The 16,242-nt window shown below is 65.2% G+C and carries 17 protein-coding genes; 13 read left to right on the top strand and 4 right to left on the bottom strand.

What is annotated here, in order from left to right; all coding sequences use genetic code 11:
• Positions 1-7: 7 nt before the first annotated feature.
• Positions 8-265, bottom strand: coding sequence for a hypothetical protein (locus IGX34_RS17030; protein WP_192556937.1), 258 nt, complete (start codon positions 263-265; stop codon positions 8-10).
• Positions 266-522: 257 nt separating this feature from the next.
• On the opposite strand from IGX34_RS17030, the gene aroE reads away from it, so the two are divergent.
• The 3 genes from aroE (at position 523) to IGX34_RS17015 (ending at position 2,498) form a co-directional block, all read left to right on the top strand.
• Positions 523-1,359, top strand: a complete 837-nt coding sequence (aroE, locus tag IGX34_RS17025; RefSeq protein ID WP_192556936.1) for a shikimate dehydrogenase — start codon at positions 523-525, stop codon at positions 1,357-1,359.
• A 175-nt stretch (positions 1,360-1,534) separates the two neighbouring features.
• Entirely contained in the window at positions 1,535-1,831 is a 297-nt protein-coding gene (locus IGX34_RS17020) for a hypothetical protein (RefSeq protein WP_192556935.1), read from the top strand.
• A gap of 154 nt (positions 1,832-1,985) precedes the next feature.
• Positions 1,986-2,498 (top strand): hypothetical protein, encoded by a 513-nt coding sequence (locus IGX34_RS17015; protein ID WP_192556934.1) that lies wholly within the window; start codon positions 1,986-1,988, stop codon positions 2,496-2,498.
• A gap of 15 nt (positions 2,499-2,513) precedes the next feature.
• On the opposite strand, the gene IGX34_RS17010 is transcribed toward IGX34_RS17015, so the two are convergent.
• The gene (locus IGX34_RS17010; RefSeq protein WP_192556933.1) at positions 2,514-3,047 is read right to left on the bottom strand and encodes a gamma carbonic anhydrase family protein; all 534 of its coding nucleotides are present in this window, start codon (positions 3,045-3,047) and stop codon (positions 2,514-2,516) included.
• 10 nt (positions 3,048-3,057) lie between these two features.
• The gene (locus IGX34_RS17005) at positions 3,058-4,821 is read right to left on the bottom strand and encodes a patatin-like phospholipase family protein (protein WP_192556932.1); all 1,764 of its coding nucleotides are present in this window, start codon (positions 4,819-4,821) and stop codon (positions 3,058-3,060) included.
• Positions 4,822-4,948: 127 nt separating this feature from the next.
• On the opposite strand from IGX34_RS17005, the gene IGX34_RS17000 reads away from it, so the two are divergent.
• Both IGX34_RS17000 and IGX34_RS16995 read left to right on the top strand, forming a co-directional pair.
• Entirely contained in the window at positions 4,949-7,009 is a 2,061-nt protein-coding gene (locus tag IGX34_RS17000) for a M3 family metallopeptidase (RefSeq protein WP_192556931.1), read from the top strand.
• Positions 7,010-7,200: 191 nt separating this feature from the next.
• On the top strand, positions 7,201-8,094 hold the full coding sequence (locus IGX34_RS16995; RefSeq protein WP_192556930.1) for a 2OG-Fe(II) oxygenase: 894 nt from the start codon (positions 7,201-7,203) through the stop codon (positions 8,092-8,094).
• Positions 8,095-8,147: 53 nt separating this feature from the next.
• On the opposite strand, the gene IGX34_RS16990 is transcribed toward IGX34_RS16995, so the two are convergent.
• Complete coding sequence (locus IGX34_RS16990) at positions 8,148-9,164, bottom strand: class 1 fructose-bisphosphatase (protein WP_192556929.1); 1,017 nt, start codon at positions 9,162-9,164, stop codon at positions 8,148-8,150.
• A gap of 149 nt (positions 9,165-9,313) precedes the next feature.
• Here IGX34_RS16990 and IGX34_RS16985 point away from each other — a divergent pair, with 149 nt between their 5' ends.
• The 8 genes from IGX34_RS16985 (at position 9,314) to IGX34_RS16950 (ending at position 16,239) form a co-directional block, all read left to right on the top strand.
• On the top strand, positions 9,314-9,934 hold the full coding sequence (locus IGX34_RS16985) for a DJ-1/PfpI family protein (protein WP_192556928.1): 621 nt from the start codon (positions 9,314-9,316) through the stop codon (positions 9,932-9,934).
• Between the two features lie 9 nt (positions 9,935-9,943).
• Positions 9,944-10,231, top strand: coding sequence for a hypothetical protein (locus tag IGX34_RS16980; RefSeq protein WP_192557188.1), 288 nt, complete (start codon positions 9,944-9,946; stop codon positions 10,229-10,231).
• A gap of 10 nt (positions 10,232-10,241) precedes the next feature.
• Positions 10,242-10,646, top strand: coding sequence for a GFA family protein (locus tag IGX34_RS16975; RefSeq protein ID WP_192556927.1), 405 nt, complete (start codon positions 10,242-10,244; stop codon positions 10,644-10,646).
• A 130-nt stretch (positions 10,647-10,776) separates the two neighbouring features.
• Positions 10,777-11,481, top strand: coding sequence for a helix-turn-helix transcriptional regulator (locus tag IGX34_RS16970; protein WP_192556926.1), 705 nt, complete (start codon positions 10,777-10,779; stop codon positions 11,479-11,481).
• A 128-nt stretch (positions 11,482-11,609) separates the two neighbouring features.
• Positions 11,610-12,227: a ParB-like protein gene (locus tag IGX34_RS16965; protein ID WP_192556925.1), complete on the top strand. Its 618-nt coding sequence runs from the start codon at positions 11,610-11,612 to the stop codon at positions 12,225-12,227.
• Positions 12,224-13,876, top strand: a complete 1,653-nt coding sequence (locus IGX34_RS16960) for a SulP family inorganic anion transporter (protein ID WP_192556924.1) — start codon at positions 12,224-12,226, stop codon at positions 13,874-13,876. The genes IGX34_RS16965 and IGX34_RS16960 overlap by 4 nt, the downstream gene beginning before the upstream one ends.
• A gap of 11 nt (positions 13,877-13,887) precedes the next feature.
• A complete protein-coding gene (locus tag IGX34_RS16955) occupies positions 13,888-15,666 on the top strand; it encodes a DUF885 domain-containing protein (RefSeq protein WP_192557169.1) in 1,779 nt (592 codons plus the stop codon).
• A 150-nt stretch (positions 15,667-15,816) separates the two neighbouring features.
• The gene (locus IGX34_RS16950; RefSeq protein WP_192556923.1) at positions 15,817-16,239 is read left to right on the top strand and encodes a D-Ala-D-Ala carboxypeptidase family metallohydrolase; all 423 of its coding nucleotides are present in this window, start codon (positions 15,817-15,819) and stop codon (positions 16,237-16,239) included.
• The last annotated feature ends 3 nt before the right edge of the window (positions 16,240-16,242 follow it).

The following is a 16,242-nucleotide window of genomic DNA, read 5'->3' as shown; positions in this document are numbered from 1 at the left end:
GCGGAATTCAGTGCCAGGCCAGACGCGCTGGCTGGCGGCGGCGCGGACGGCACGCGGCCAGCAACTGGCGCGGCAGGCCGGGTTCGAGCGTGAGCGCCACCGCCAGCGGTGCGCACAGCAGCCAGAACATCGGCGTCCAGCCGAGGAAGTCGGTATGCGCCGGGACCAGGGTGCTGGCAAGCAGCGCGCTGCCGCCGAACAGCCACAGCAAAGACGCGCCGAGCAGGCGGGAATGGCGGCGGGAATCTGCAGGCTGCGGGCGCATGGGACACTCCGGAACGGACGATGGATGCAGCTTGCCGCCGGCTCATCTCATAACCTGCGATTGCATCGGCGGGCTCATTGAGAACCTGCCCGCCATGCCGGCGCGCAACCCTCACAAGCCGTCGTCCCGGCCAAGGCCGGCACCCAGCGGCTTTCCTGGCCCAAGGCGCCAGGCTTCGGCCTTCGCCTGCTTACATGCATGTCATGCGAGCGGCACAGACACCGTAAAATCGCCGGCTTGAGCAAGGAGCCCCACGCATGTCCCGTTCGCTGCAGTTCGCCGTCTTCGGCCATCCCATCGCCCACAGCCTGTCGCCGCAGATCCACCAAGCCTTCGCCCAGCAATTCGGTATTGCGCTTGATTACCGCACCATCGATGCGGCGCCCGAAGCCTTCGCCGGTGACGTGCAGCATTTCTTCGCCGATGCCGCGGCGCGTGGCGCCAATGTCACCCTGCCGCATAAATCCGCGGCGTTCGCGCTGGCGCAGGAGCATAGCCGCGCCGCCACGCGTGCGGGCACCGCCAACGTGCTGACCCGCCTGGCCGATGGCCGGCTGACCGCACACAACACCGACGGCGATGCGCTGGTGCGCGATCTCACCGATCGCCACGGCCTGGATCTGCGCGGCCACGATACGTTGCTGCTCGGCGCAGGCGGCGCGGCGCGGGCCGTGGCCTGGTCGCTGTTCGAAGCAGGCGTGCAGACGCTCACCATCGTCAATCGCTCGCCGGAGGCGGCCGATGCATTGGCCGATGCGATCGGCGAGCCGGCGCGCGTGCATACTCGTTACTGGGAAGACCTGGCCGGCATCGGCAGTTTCGATCTGATCGTCAACGCCACATCCGCCGGCACCCTCGGCCAGGCGCTCACGCTGCCGTTCTCGCTGGTCGGTTCACGCGCGGTCTGCTACGACCTGGGCTACGGCAAAGCCGCCTTCGGTTTCCTGGCCTGGGCCCGCGCGGCCCAGGCGCTGCACGCCTATGACGGCCTGGGCATGCTGGTGGAGCAGGCCGCGGATGCTTTTGAGGTGTGGCACGGCAAGCGGCCGGATACCGAACCGGTGTATCAGTCGCTGCGCGTACACGGCGCCTGAGCGCAGCGGCCGCGCAAACTTTTGCGTCCGACCATGCGTCGGCGGCAACGCTTCGCCCTTCCATACTCGTGCAGAAAGCGGAACTGCCACCCCCTCGGATGGTCCGAGAGGGGGCCGGCATGCTAGTTTTGCCGGCATTCCACCTGATATCCAAGTTTCCCCGGAGTTCTTACTGATGCGCACTCGCCTGCTTGCCCTTTCCCTGCTCGGGATGACCATCGCTCTTGCCGGCTGCCATCACGGCACGCGTCCGGACGGTTCGCGGGTGGAGAAGGGCGGCGTGGTCAACATGGATTCGTTTGAATCCTTCGTCGCCACGCACCCGACGACGGATGAGTTCAAGAAGATGTATCCGGGCGTGCAGCTGATGCTGCCGGGCATGATCAGCACCATGGAAATCCGCTACGACAACACGCGCTTCTTCCCGCAGGTGGACAAGGACGGCCGCATCATCGGCGGCGACTTCCACTGAGCTCGTGCAGCTTTCGGCCGATGGCAGCGCTGTCATATACGAAAGCTTGAGTCATTTGGCTGACATCTAGCCGCGCTAGTCTGGTGCGACAGCGGGGGCCGCTCAGGATATCCGGAGCGGCTGCATCTCCAAGCCATCGCAAGCGCCAGGTGTCATGTCTTCTTCGAATCCAACCGCGCCCAACCGGCGTGGCTTGTTGCTGGCCGGATTGGCTGCAGTAGTGGCAATTGCGGGTGGCGGTCTCTGGTATGCGCACGCCTCGGCCAATGCCCAACCTGCCGGGCATACCGCCAATGACGGCAGCGATGTCGGCATCATGATGGGCTTGGCCGATACGGCCTATCAGCAGAAACATCTGCTGGCGCCGGTCGGCAGCAACGTATACGAGTTCTATTTCAGCGTGCTGCAGCTCGATCCGAACAACGCGGTCGCGCAGCAGCGCATGCACGAGATGTTCAAGCCGGCGTGCGACGTGGTGGAGAACACCATCAATGCCGGCGATCTGGACGAAGCGCAGCGCGAGCTGTCGCTGCTGCGCATGTACGACCCGCACAATTACAAGCTGGCCCTGCTCGGCGGCGTGCTGGATGCGCAGCGTGTGATCGAGCGCCGCCAGCATGAAGCCGAAGCGGCGCGCATCCAGGCGCAGCAGGCGTCCGGCGGCTAAGCGCCGCCGGCATACTTAGCCGGTCAGGTAGACGTCTTTCAGCCGCACATAGTGATCGGCGGAGTAATGCAGCTGCTCGATCTGCTTGTCGCTAAGCAGCCGCACGCGCTGGGCCGGATTGCCCAGCCACAGCTCGCGTTCGCCTACCACCTTGCCCGGCGGCACCACGCTGCCGGCGCCGACAAAGCCGTATTTCTTCACCACTGCGCCATCGAGCACGGTGGCGTGCATGCCGATCAGGCAGTAATCCTCGATGGTGCAGGCGTGGATCACCGCGGCATGGCCGATGGTGACGCCTTCGCCGACGATGGCGGGAAAGCCGCCCGGCGAATACGGACCGTCGTGGGTAACGTGCACCACCGCGCCGTCCTGCACATTGCTGCGTGCGCCGATGCGGATATGGTGCACGTCGCCGCGCAATACCGCGCCCGGCCAGATCGAAACGTCGTCGCCCAGCACCACGTCGCCGATCACCGTGGCGGCGGGATCGACATACGTGCGGGCACCCAGGGTGGGCGTGATGCCCTTGAAGCTGCGTAGATGATTCATGTGCGGCATTTTAGCCGCTGACCGTAAGGTTCTCGTTGTCGTCCGGCAACTGACCCTGCTCGCGCGCTTCGAGCACGCGCAAGGTTTCGCGATAGCCCGAGTCCACCGCCAGCTGCCAATCCTTCCAGTCCAGCATGCTCACGTGTTCCAGCGGCGGCGTGATCAGCAGGTCCGCGCGCTCGATGCAATGCAGGCTGGTTTCCTCGCTGTTGACCATCGCCGCCCGCGTCAGCGTCGACACGATCCCCGGCCAGCCGACGCCGCGGCGCTGACGCATCCACAACCGCCACCAGGGCGGCGTGGCGAATTCCTCGGTCTTGGCTTGCAGCGCGATATCCGCGCGGATGGCCACAGCGGTGATATGCGCGATGCCGTCCTCGGCCATCACGTCGGTGGGCAGGTTGTCGACCAGCGCGCCGTCGACATACACCTGCCCGTGATGCAGCACCGGCGGCAGGATGCCGGGAATGGAACTGGTGGCGCGCAGCCACAGCCATAGCGGACCGTGCCGGTGCACGGTGCGGCCGGCGCCGGAAAGATTGGTGGACACGCAGAAGAACGGCCGCTCCAGATCCTCGATATCGATCGCGCCAAAGGCGCGCCGCAACATCAGCGCCGCGCGCCGTCCGCGCGTGAGGGCCACGAACGGCAGCGTCCAGTCGGACAGCGGCTTGCCGCGCACGAAGGCCTCGTAATAGGTGCGCATCATGTCATCGATGCTCCACATATTGGCCACGCCCGCGCCGATGATCGCGCCAATGCTGGTGCCGCCGACCGCATCGAAATCATGGCCGGCCTCGCGCAGCGCGCGCAGTGCGCCCAGGTGCGCCAACCCGCGGGCGCCGCCGCCGGCCAGCACCAGGCCGCGCGCATGGCCGCTGATCAGGCGGGCAATGCGCGCAATATCCGCCTCGCCGCAAATATGGTGGTGCTGCAATTCGCCGCTGAATTCCGCGCGCCAGCGCCGTGCGGCACCGGGCAGTACACGGCGGCTCGGATGCATCAGCAGCAGATGCCGCGGCCGATGGCGCACCCGCGCCGGATGTCCCGGCGCCGATTCCGGCCATGCCCGCGCGGGTTGCGCGGCCAGTGCGGGCAGCAGCAGTACGTCGGCCTGGCGCAGGCAGCGCAGGCGCCAGGACAGATCGCCGGTGCTGTCCAGGTAGATCACGAAGCGCACCTGGGCTTCACGCTCGGCGAACCAGTCGCTGCCGCGGTTGGCACCGTGCTCGGCATCCACCACCAGGCAGCTGCCATAGGCTTCCAGCGCCTGCGCGAGCTGGATCGCCAGGCCGCGTACCGGCACCTCGTTGTCCACCGGCAGGATCGCGAAGGTGCGCGGTTTATCCGGCGCTTCCACATGTCGCTCGCGCCGCAGCAGGCGATCGATGGCCTGGCGCGATACATCGAGCATGGCGCGCGGATGGCGTTCGATCAGGTGCTCGAACAGCTCGCGATCCAGCCGCAGCAATTCCGAATCGCGTAGCGCGCGCACGTTGTAGCGCAGCGGCACGCCGCTGAGCAGGCTGACCTCGCCGACGCTGTCATCGGCCGACACTTGGCGAATCAGGTCGGTGGCGCCGTCGAACACCCCCAGGCTGCCACTGCGCAGTACATACAGCGCATCGGCCACTTCGCCGGCTTTGAACAGGTACTGGCCGCCGGGCAGGCAGATCCAGCGCAGATGGCCGGCCAGCGCCGCGCGTTGCGCTTCGTTCATGTGCGCAAACAGCGGAATACGACCGATCAGGGCGGGGATGTCGGCGGGCAACATGCGCGCGATGGTACGACGCGGGCGATGACACCGTCCCCTTGCCGTTGAGACCGGTTCGGCATGGGTGCGATCCGCCTTGATTTCGCCTCCCGCCGCCAGCACGCTGTCAGGCCTGAAGGAGCTGCCCATGAATGCAAACAATCCCCTGCTGGTCGATGGCGAACTGCCGGCCTTCTCGCAGATCACGCCCGACGACGTCACGCCGGCCATTGATGCCCTGCTGGCCGACAGCCGCGCCGGCGTCGCCGCCTTGACCGCCGCCGGCGCCCCGCGCGACTTCCGTTCGGTGATGCTGCCGCAAGAGCGCCTGGAGCAGCGCATCGCTCAGGCTTGGTCGCCGGTCTCGCACCTGCACTCGGTGGCCGACAGCGAGGCCTTGCGCAAGGTCTATGGCCCGGCCGAAGAAAAGCTCACCGACCACGCGCTGGAAGTGGGCCAGAACCGCGATCTGTACGCCGCCGTGCAGGCGGTGGCCGATGCGCCGGAATTCGCTCATCTGTCGCGTGCGCAACGGGCGCTGGTCGAGCATGCGCTGCGCGATTTCAAACTCTCCGGCGTGGCGCTGGAAGAACCGGCGCGTTCGCGCTTCCGTGAAATCGGCGTGGAGCTGAGCAAGCTGTCGACCGAATTCTCCAACGCCGTGCTCGATGCCACCGATGCCTGGCACGAACGCATCACCGACGAGCGCGATCTGGCCGGCATTCCCGAATCCGGCCGCGCCGTGCTGCGCCAGTATGCGAAAGAGCAGGGCTTCGAGGGTTACCTGGTCACGCTCAAGCAGCCCAGCGTGCAGGCGGTGATGACCTACGCCGACCATCGCGGCCTGCGCGAGCGCGTGTACTGGGCCTACCAGACGCGTGCGTCGGACCAGGGCCCGCACGCCGGCAAGTACGACAACAGCGAGCGCATCGAACGCATCATGGCGCTGCGCCACGAAGCGGCCAAGCTGCTGGGCTTCGCCAATGCGGCCGAAGAATCGCTGGCCACCAAGATGGCTGGCACGCCGGCGGAAGTGCTGGAATTTCTGCGTGACCTCGGCGCGCGCGCCAGGCCGGTTGCGCAACAGGAACTCGCCACCCTGCGCGATTTCGCTGCCAGCGAGCTGAAGATCGACAACCTCGAAGCCTGGGACGTGGCCTATTCGGCGGAAAAACTGCGCCAGCAGCAGTACGCGCTGGACGAAGAACAACTCAAGCCCTACTTCCCGCTGCCGGCCGTGATCGACGGCCTGTTCGGCCTGGTGCAGCGCCTGTACGGCATCACGCTGGCGCCGCGCGATGGCGTGGATGTGTGGCATCCGGACGTGCGCTACTACGACGTCACCGACCGGGATGGGCGGGTGTTCGCCGGCGCCTACATCGACCTGTATGCCCGCAGCGGCAAGCGCGGTGGCGCGTGGATGGACGTATGCCGTGCGCGCTTCGACGACGGTGCGCATGCGCAGCTGCCGGTGGCCTTTCTCACCTGCAATTTCGCGCCGCCGACCGAAGGCCGGCCGGCCTTGCTCACCCACGATGACGTGCTCACCCTGTTCCATGAATTCGGCCATGGCTTCCACCACCTGCTGACCGAAGTGCCGCTGCCCTCGGTCGGCGGCATCGACGGTGTGGAGTGGGATGCGGTGGAACTGCCCAGCCAGTTCATGGAGAACTTCGGCTGGAACCGCGAGGCGCTGGATCTGTTCGCGCGGCATTGGCAGACCGGCGAACGCCTGCCGGAAGAACTATTCCAGCGCATGCTCGCTGCCCGGCATTTCCACGCCGGCCTGTTCCTGGTGCGCCAGCTCGAATTTGCGCTGTTCGACTTCCTGCTGCACCTGGAATACGACCCGGCCAAGGGCGCACGCACACTGGAAGTGCTGGAGCAGGCGCGGCACGAAGTGGCGGTGCTGCATCCGCCCGCCTGGCAGCGTTTCCCGCACGCCTTCAGCCATATTTTTGCGGGCGGCTATGCGGCCGGCTACTACAGCTACCTGTGGGCTGAGCTGCTTAGTGCGGATGCCTTCGGCGCGTTCGAAGAACAGGCGGTCGACGGCCGCAGTGTGATCGACGCCGCCACCGGCGATCGCTTCCGCCGCGAAATTCTGGCGGTGGGCGCCAGCCGTCCCGCGTTCGAAAGCTTCGTCGCCTTCCGCGGCCGCAAGCCCGAGCCGGAGGCCCTGCTGCGCAGCCACGGCCTGGCCGCCTAGGCGATACGCCCTCCCCTGTCCCGCAAGGGCGAGCTGCAGGGGAGGGTCGGGCCGGGGAGTGGCGATCCTGATCGGGGCAGCCCCTCTCCCGCATACCCGTCAACCGGTTCACAATCGCCTCTCATTCGCCCTGCCAATATCGCCAACGCGATACGGATGTATCGAATGCATTGTGGACTGGGGAGCCTGCGATGAACGCTATGACGCACCTGCCGCCTGAGTGGCACGACTGGATCCGCGAAAACCTGTCGCGCGGCTGCGCGCCGCAGTCGCTGATCGACGACATGGTGCGCAACCGTTTCGATCCGGTGTTTGCGCGCGCGGCGGTAAACGGCGTGATGACCAACAACGGACCGATCAGCGAACCGTTCGTGGAAAAGGCCAAGCCGGCGGCGGCCGCAGGCTATGTCTACGAACAGCCGCGCCTGCATGCCGGCAACCTGATCCGCACTTCCGACCGCGATGTACGCGTGGTGACGCGCGTGCAGCGTCCGCTGATCGCCGTGCTCGACGGCGTGCTCAGCGAAGAAGAATGCGACGAGCTGATCCGCCTGTCCGCCAACAAGATGCATCGCTCCACCACGGTGGACCCGATCAGCGGCAAGCACGAGGTGATCGCCGATCGCAGCAGCGAAGGCACGTTCTTCCCGATCAATGCCGACCCGTTCATCACACGCCTGGACCGGCGCATCGCCGAAGTGATGAACTGGCCGGTGGAAAACGGCGAAGGCCTGCAGGTGCTGCACTACAACGTCGGCGGCGAATACAAGCCGCACTTCGACTTCTTTCCGCCGGACGAGCCTGGCAGCCACGTGCAAATGACCATCGGCGGCCAGCGCGTGTCCACCATGGTGATGTACTTGAACGACGTGGAAGAAGGCGGCACCACCATCTTCCCGGAGCTGGGCCTGGAAGTGGTGCCGAAAAAAGGTTCGGCCGTCTATTTCGAATACACCAACAGTAGCGGCCAGCTCGACCGCCTCACCCTGCATGGCGGCTCGCCGGTTACGCGCGGCGAGAAATGGATCGTTACCAAGTGGATGCGGCAGCGACGCTATGGCGAAGTGCTGCCCGCCAACAGCTGAGCCGTCACCGCTACGGGGCATGATCGGCTCGATCATGCCCCGCCTATCATCGGTCAGGCTTGTGCGCCGTCCGCTACCAGGTGGTAGTGCGTGGCCACTTCAACTTCTTTCTTCGAACCCAGGAACACCGGCACGCGCTGGTGCAGGCCGGTGGGCTGCAGTTCCATGATGCGTTCGCGGCCGGTGGTGGCGGCGCCGCCGGCCTGCTCGACGATAAAGGCCATCGGATTGGCTTCGTACATCAGGCGCAGCTTACCGCCCTTGGTCTTGATCTTGGCATCGAGCGGATAGAAGAAGGTGCCGCCGCGGGTGATGATGCGGTGCACGTCGGCCACCATCGAGGCCACCCAGCGCATATTGAAATCTCTGCCGCGCGGGCCGTCCGTGCCGGCCAGCAGTTCGCCGATATAGCGCTGCATCGGCGGTTCCCAGTGGCGCTGGTTGGACATGTTGATGGCGAATTCGCCGGTTTCCTCCGGAATGTGGATGTCGCGGCGGCTGAGGGTAAAGCTGCCCACTTCGCGATCCAGCGTGAACTCGTGCGTGCCGTGGCCGAAGGTCAGCACCAGCACCGTGGCCGGCCCGTACACCACATAGCCGGCGGCCAGCTGGGTGGTACCCGGCTGCAGGAAATGCTCGGCCCTGGGTTCGCTGATGCCGTCGGGGCAGCGCAGCACCGAGAAGATCGTGCCGACGGAAATGTTCACGTCGATATTCGAGCTGCCGTCCAGCGGATCGAACAGCAGCAGGTGATTGCCCTTCGGGTACATGTCGGGGATCGGCTGCGGATCTTCCATTTCCTCCGATGCGCAGGCGGCCAGCTGGCCACCCCAGGCATTGGCTTCCAGCAGGATCTCGTTGGAAATCACATCCAGCTTCTTCTGTGCCTCGCCCTGGATATTGCCGGTGCCGGCCTCGCCCAGCACGCCGCCGATGGCGCCCTTGTTGGTGGCCACCGCAATGCGCTTGCAGGCGCGCGCGACCACCTCGATCAGCAGCGACAGTTCGGCGTTGACGCGGCCGGCGCGGCGTTCCTCGATCAGGAACTGGATCAGCGAAATGGGCTTCATGGCGTACCCGCAGGAAAAGGAACCGCCATTTTCCCGGCTCTGCCCGGCCGGCGCCAGCCGAACGCCTGAACCGCCCGCCAGCCTCCTGCTGACAACACGCTGGCAGCAGCGGGTCCGCACACTCCCAGCATCGGAAAGGAGGAACGATCATGCGCGACGTAGTGTATGTGCTGGTTTTCGAGGGGTTTGCCGATTGGCAGGTGGGGCTTGCGCTGAGCGAGATCCGCCGCCCCGGGGAATGGGAAGTACGCAGTATCGGTTTCAGCCGCACGCCGGTGACCTCGATGAGCGGTCTGCAGGTGCTGCCCAATGGCAGCGTGGACGAGCTCGATCCGGCGGTCGCGGCATTGCTGATCCTGCCCGGCGGCCAGATCTGGCTGCCCTCGCAGCGCGAGCGGATGACCAGGCTTGCACGCGATGTGCACGAGGGCGGCGCACCGGTGGCCGCGATTGGCGATGGCGTGTTTGCGCTGGCGCGGGCGGGCTTGATCGATGCCTGCCGCCATACCGGCAGCTGGCCCGGCCAGATCGAGCGCGCAGCGCCCGACTACGCCGGCCAGGATCAATACGACGCCAATGTGCTGGCGGTCAGCGATGGCGGCGTGATCACCGCCAGCCATCTGGGCGGCATCGAGTTCGCGCGGGAAATCATCCACACGCTGGATCTGTATACGCGCAGCGACCGCGAGCACTGGTATCGGCTGTTCAAGCACGCCGTGCCGCCGCCGTGGCTGGCCAGCGAAACCGTCGACGTGGCACGGGCCGCATGAGGTGATGACATGGCTGACTGGATCGACAAAGTGTTGATGGCTTATCGGCCGCTGTATCTGCGCGGCCTGTTGATGGATGGGCAGTACAAGCTGCCCACGGCGCCGAGCAAGCCGCCGCATTCGGGCAAACGCCTGATTGAGCTGCGGCCTGCGTTCGAGCCTGGACGCCGCCGCGTATTGGTGGCGACGGCGACGGCGGCAGCGGTGGGCTTTTGCTCACAGGCCGCGTTGCCGGCTACGGACGAAACCAACCACGCAAGCGGCGCATCGTCGCCAACCCACACTGGCAAACGTTGAGGAATACACCATGCAAAAGACCTTTCACGGCAGTTGCCATTGCGGCGCAGTGCAGCTCGCAGCGGATATCGATCTGGACGAAGGCGCCGGTCGCTGCAATTGCTCGATCTGCACCAAGACGCGTGCCTGGAGCGTGATCGTCCGGCCGGAGGCGTTTCGCTTGCTGAAAGGCGAACACGATCTGTCCGACTATCAGTTCGCCTCGAACAGCATGCATCACCTGTTCTGCCGGCATTGTGGTGTGCGCCCGTTCGGCAAGGGTCACCTGGAGGTGCTGGGCGGCGACTTCTACACCGTCAACATGGCTTGCCTGGACGATGCGGAACCGGCCGAACTGATCGCAGCGCCGATGCGCTATGCGGATGGCCGCAATAACAACTGGCAGCAGATGCCGGCCGAAGTACGGCACCTGTAGACCGCCGAATCGCCATGTTGTTGTCCCGCGCCCGAATCCCGGTCATGCATGCCGCCATCTCACCCCTTGCGATGGATACGCATGACTTCGGACGCTGGTCCGCGCGCCGCGACTGGGCGATCATGTGCCGATGCGCCGCGCCGATCGCCTCTTCCTCATCATCAACGCCCTGCGCGGTCGCCGCACCGCGCTGCAGGCGCGCCAGCTTGCCGAAACGCTGGGCGTGTCGCTGCGTACCGTCTATCGCGACGTGGCCGACTTGCAGCTCTCGGGCGTACCGATCGAAGGCGAGGCCGGCGTTGGCTATGTGCTGCGCAAGGGCTCGGATATCCCGCCGCTGATGTTTACCGCCGACGAGCTCGAATCGCTGGTGGTCGGCACGCGCTTCGTACGCGCGTTTGCCGGCGAGAGACTGGCGGCCGGTGCGCAGGCCGCGCTGGTGAAGATCGAGGCGGTGCTGCCGCCGGAATTGCGCGAGCGTTCCTCGCGCACGCGCATCTATGCACCGATCTGGCGCGACGAGGAATCGATCGCCTTCGCCGCGCGCATCGATCAGCTGCACGCCGCGATCGAAACCCAGCAGGTCCTGCGCCTGCGCTATAGCGACGAGCAGGGACGCGAAAGCGAGCGCGAAGTGGAGCCGCTGTGCCTGGCCTTCTGGGGCGGCAAGTGGACGCTCGGCACCTGGTGCCGCCTGCGGCGCGATTTCCGCAATTTCCGGCCCGATCGCATTGCGCAGATGGATGCAACCGGCGAGGTATTCCAGAGCGGGCCGGAGCGGGACCTGGGTTCTTATCTGCAAGCCATGCGCGGCTATTACTCCGGCCTGGAATAAGCCCAAACGCGGTTATTCCCACCGCTGTCGCCTGGATTCGTTGGGTTACGCTGCGCCAACCCAACCTACGCACTTGCCACGCCCTTGGGCTACCCTGCGCCAACCAGGGTTACCGTAGGAGTCCGCTCATGTCCTCAGGCGTGCGTCACCCTCTGCTGTCCATTGCGCCGGCCAAGCTGCGCCCGACCCAGATGACCGTGGGCCGGGCCGAGGTGGCGGAAAAGCGTACGGAATGGGAACGGCTCGGCAAGAAAAAGCGCAAGCAGATGCTGGCCGAACACTGGTTTCCCGGTGTGCTGGGGCCGAAGAACCAGGTCTATATCGTCGACCACCATCACCTGGGCCTGGCCTTGCTGGAAGAGAAGGTGAAGGAAGTGCCGGTGATGATCCAGCGCGATTTCTCCTGGCTGGAGCCGGCAGTGTTCTGGCACACCATGGAATTCAATCGCTGGGCGCATCCGTACAACGAGCAGGGCCTGCGCGAGCAATACGATGCAATCCCCACCCGGCTTTCGGAGATGCGCGACGATCCATTCCGCACCCTGGCTGCGCGCGTGCGCAATGCCGGTGGTTATTCCAAGGACGCCACCCCCTATTCGGAATTCCTGTGGGCCGATTTCTACCGGCGCAACATGAAACTCAAGGACGGGCGCATTACGCCCAAGGCGCTGAAGGACGCCATGCTCTATGCGCACGCGCATGACACGGCCTACCTGCCCGGCTGGAGCGGTGTGATCGTGCAATGAGCGCGGCGCCGGCACGCACTGCGATCAACCTGGTGGACCTGCTGGCAGGCCTGGCGATTGCGGGCCTGCTGTTGCCCGAAGCGGTGGCGTACTCGGGCATTGCCGGCATGCCGCCGCAGGCTGGCGTCATTGCCCTGCTGATCGGCCTGGTCTGCTACGGCCTGCTCGGTACCAGCCGCTACGCCATCGTGTCGTCCACGTCTTCTTCGGCGGCGGTGCTGGCGGCCGGCACGCTGGCGCTGGCCGGCAATCTGGTCGTTGCCCGCGTGGCAATGGCCGCCACCCTGGTGCTGTTCGGCGGTATCTGCTTTCTGGTCGCGGGCTTTGCGCGGCTGGGCGGTCTATCGCATCTGATCGCGCGCCCGGTGCTGCGCGGCTACACCTTCGGCCTGGCGATCGTGATCGCACTGAAGCAGTTGCCGCATCTGGGCGGCTGGCCGGATCTGCACGGCGACTTCGTGCCGCTGCTGATCAAGGATCTGGTGCAGACCTCCAACCAGGTGCACGCGGCAACCCTGGGCACCGGCCTGCTGGCGCTGGCGCTGCTGTTTGTGTGCGAGCGCGTGCGGCGCCTGCCCGGCAGCCTGCTGGTGATTGCGCTGGGCGTGCTCGCTTCCGGCTGGTTGTCCGCGCATGGCGTGCCACTTACCGGGGCGATCAAGCTGCAGATGGATTTTTCGCTGCCGCGCTGGCCGTCCGGCGATCAGTGGCTGGCGAGCGTGGAACTGGCGATGGCTTTGCTGCTGATCCTGTATGCAGAGTCGTACAGCTCCATCCGTGGTTTTGCGCTCAAGCACAACGATCCGGTGGAACCCAATCGCGATCTGCTGGTGCTGGGCGCAGCCAATGTACTGTGCGGCCTGCTGCAAGGCATGCCGGTGGGCGCCGGCTATTCGGGCACCTCGGCCAACGAAGCGGCCGGTGCGCAATCGCGCTGGGCCGGCCTGGTGGCGGGCGCCACCGTATTGCTGATGGTGCTGCTGTTGCTGCCATGGATCGAGCGCATTCCGCTCGCCGTGCTGGCGGCGATCGTGATTCATGCGGTGAGCAAATCCTGGCGCTTGTCGGTGTTCCGGCCGTATTTGCAGTGGAAGCGCGATCGCCTGCTGGCACTCGCCGCGGTGGTAGCGGTGTTGTCGCTGGGCATTCTCAACGGCTTGCTGCTGGCGATCGCCTTCAGCCTGGTGCTGCTGCTGCGCCAGCTCGCGGCGGCGCGGCTGAGTGTGCTGGGGCGGCTGGCCAACGGCCATGATTTTGTGGACATCGCCCAGCATCCGGATGCCATCCAGCCGCCGGGCATGTTGATCCTGCGTCCGGAAGAGCCGCTGTTCTTCGCCAATGCCGAATCGGTGTTGAGCCTGGCGCGCAAGCAGGTGACGCAGCGCAAGGATCTGCGGCAGGTAGTGCTGAGCCTGGAAGAATCGCCGGATCTGGACAGCACTGCGCTGGAAGCCCTGGGCGATTTTTCCAGCTGGCTGCAGTCACTCGGCATCGGCCTGCACGTGGCGCGCCTGAAAGACGATATCCGTGCGTTGTTGCTGCGCGCCGACCTGCCCCAGCTTTCGCCACAGGCACTCAACAACTGGAGCGTGGAAGATGCCGTGTCGGCCTTGACCGCCGCTCCTTCGACCACAGGGAAACAAGCGTAGTGAACCATGCAATGCGTCTGGGCTATCTGGCCCTGGGCTTGGCGCTGGCGTTGCCGGCGATCGCGCAGCAGGATGCCGATGCGCGCTTCAAGCAGATCTACCGGCAGGAATGGGCCTGGCGCAACGGACAGTCCGGCATCAGCACCTCGGGCGAACCGCAACCGAATAACGGCCGCCTGGACCAAGTCGACGCCAACAGCCAGCAAGAGCGCCTGGTCTATTGGCAGAAGGTGATGAGCCAGCTAGATGCGCTCGACCTCAAGCAGCTCTCGCCGGCCGAGCAGGTGAACTACGCGGTGTATCGCGAGCAGATCCGCAACTTCATCGCCGACCAGCAATTCAAGCAGTGGCAGATGCCGTTCAACAGCGACTCGGCCTTCTGGAGCGAACTCGACGACGATCTCGGCGGCGATGGCCTGCGCACCGAAACCGATTACCGCCGCTACGTGGATCGCCTGGGCCAGGTGCCGGCGTATTTCGACCAGCAGATCGACAATATGCGCGCCGGCTTGAAGCGCGGCTTCAGCGTGCCGCGTGCGGTACTGAATGGGCGCGACAGTTCGATTTCCTCCGTCGCCGAGGCCAAGGATCCCACCCAGACCTCGTTCTACGCACCGCTGCAGCATATGCCGGCCACCATTCCGGCATCGATCGCCGCCGCGATCCAGGACGATGCCCGCACCCGCATCGGCAAGGACGTGATCCCCGCCTACGCCAGGCTGCTGACATTCTTCCGCAGCGAATACGTGCCGCAGGCGCGCGCGACGCTGGCCGCCGAGGCCTTGCCCGACGGCAAGAACTATTACCGCCAGCAGATCCGCGAATACACCACGCTCGATCTCGATCCGGACACCATCCACCAGATCGGCGTGCAGCAGGTGGCGAAGATCCATGCCGAAATGTTGCAGACCATGCAGCAGACCGGCTTCAAGGGTAGCTTCGCCGACTTCCTGCATTTCTTGCGCACCGATCCGCAGTTCTACGCCAAGACACCGCAAGAGCTGCTCGACAAGACGGCCTGGGTGGCCAAGGAAGTGGACGGCCAGGTCGGCAAGTTCTTCGGCCACCTGCCGCGCGAGCGCTTCACCATCGTGCCGGTACCGGCCGATATCGCGCCGTACTACACCTCCGGCCGCGGCGGCCCGGACGTCTATCTGGTCAATACCTACGACCTGCCCTCGCGTCCGCTGTACAACATGCCGGCGCTGACCTTGCACGAAAGTTATCCCGGCCACGCGCTGCAATTGGAGCTGGCCGAGGAAGAGCACGACCAGCCGGCGTTCCGGCGCAATGGCTACATCTCCGCCTACGGCGAAGGCTGGGGCCTGTATTCGGAATTCCTCGGCAATGAGATGGGCATCTACAAGACGCCCTATCAGCATTTCGGCTATCTCACCTACCAGATGTGGCGCGCCTGCCGGCTGGTGGTCGACACCGGCATCCATCACCTGGGCTGGACGCGCCAGCAGGCGATCGATTTCATGACGCAGAACACCGCGTTGTCCGAGCGCGAAATCGCCAACGAAGTGGATCGCTACATCAGCTGGCCGGGGCAGGCGCTGTCCTATGAGCTGGGTTATCTGAAGATCCTGGAGCTGCGCGCCAAAGCGGAAAAGGCACTGGGGCCGAAGTTCGATATCCGCGCTTTCCACGACACCATCCTGGCCACCGGCTCGGTGCCGCTGCCGGTGCTGGAACAGCGCATCGATCGGTTTATCAAGGAAGGTGGGCCGGAGCCGGATTATGGCGACACATCGTCAGCGACGATGCACAAGGACGATGCACCCTGATGTCCGATTCCGGCTGGAAGTGAATCGATAGCGGCAGATTCCTACATGCCGGGGTGGTAATGGAAGATGGCGGCGGGGAGGCGGCATTGGTTGTAATGCCTCCCCCAGCAAGCTTTTTTATCGCCGTGATAACGCACAGGGAGCGTGCGCATGTCCATCGTGCTGTATGGCAGATTCCGCGTCTCCGATCCGCGCTTGCGAGATGTTCTGGAATGCATGGCGGATGCGCTGAGTCGAACGGTTCGAATCACCAGCGGCGATCGCGACTTTGTTCCCCGAGGCGGTGCACTCAATAGCCTGCACAGGTCGAATGAAGCGATCGATTTCCATGTAGATGGCCTCGCCGATGAGCAGGCTTTTCAACTGCTGCGAAGCAAACGTCGCGAGGTCTTTGGCAGCGATACCGGCAACGCTTTCCGTTACCAGATCATCAGGCATGGGCCGTATACCGAAACGCAGGGCCCCCACCTGCATTTGGGTTACGCTCCGCCGGGCATTCAAAACATACGGCGCGGCTTCATGGTGGAAGGCCTGGTCAGAGGGCAGCGTTACACCGTTGTGGAAAACCCATAGGTC

Origin of the sequence: Dyella acidiphila, assembly GCF_014863405.1 — a bacterium.
Lineage (GTDB): Bacteria > Pseudomonadota > Gammaproteobacteria > Xanthomonadales > Rhodanobacteraceae > Dyella_B > Dyella_B acidiphila.
This window is presented reverse-complemented; position numbering and strand designations above follow the sequence as displayed.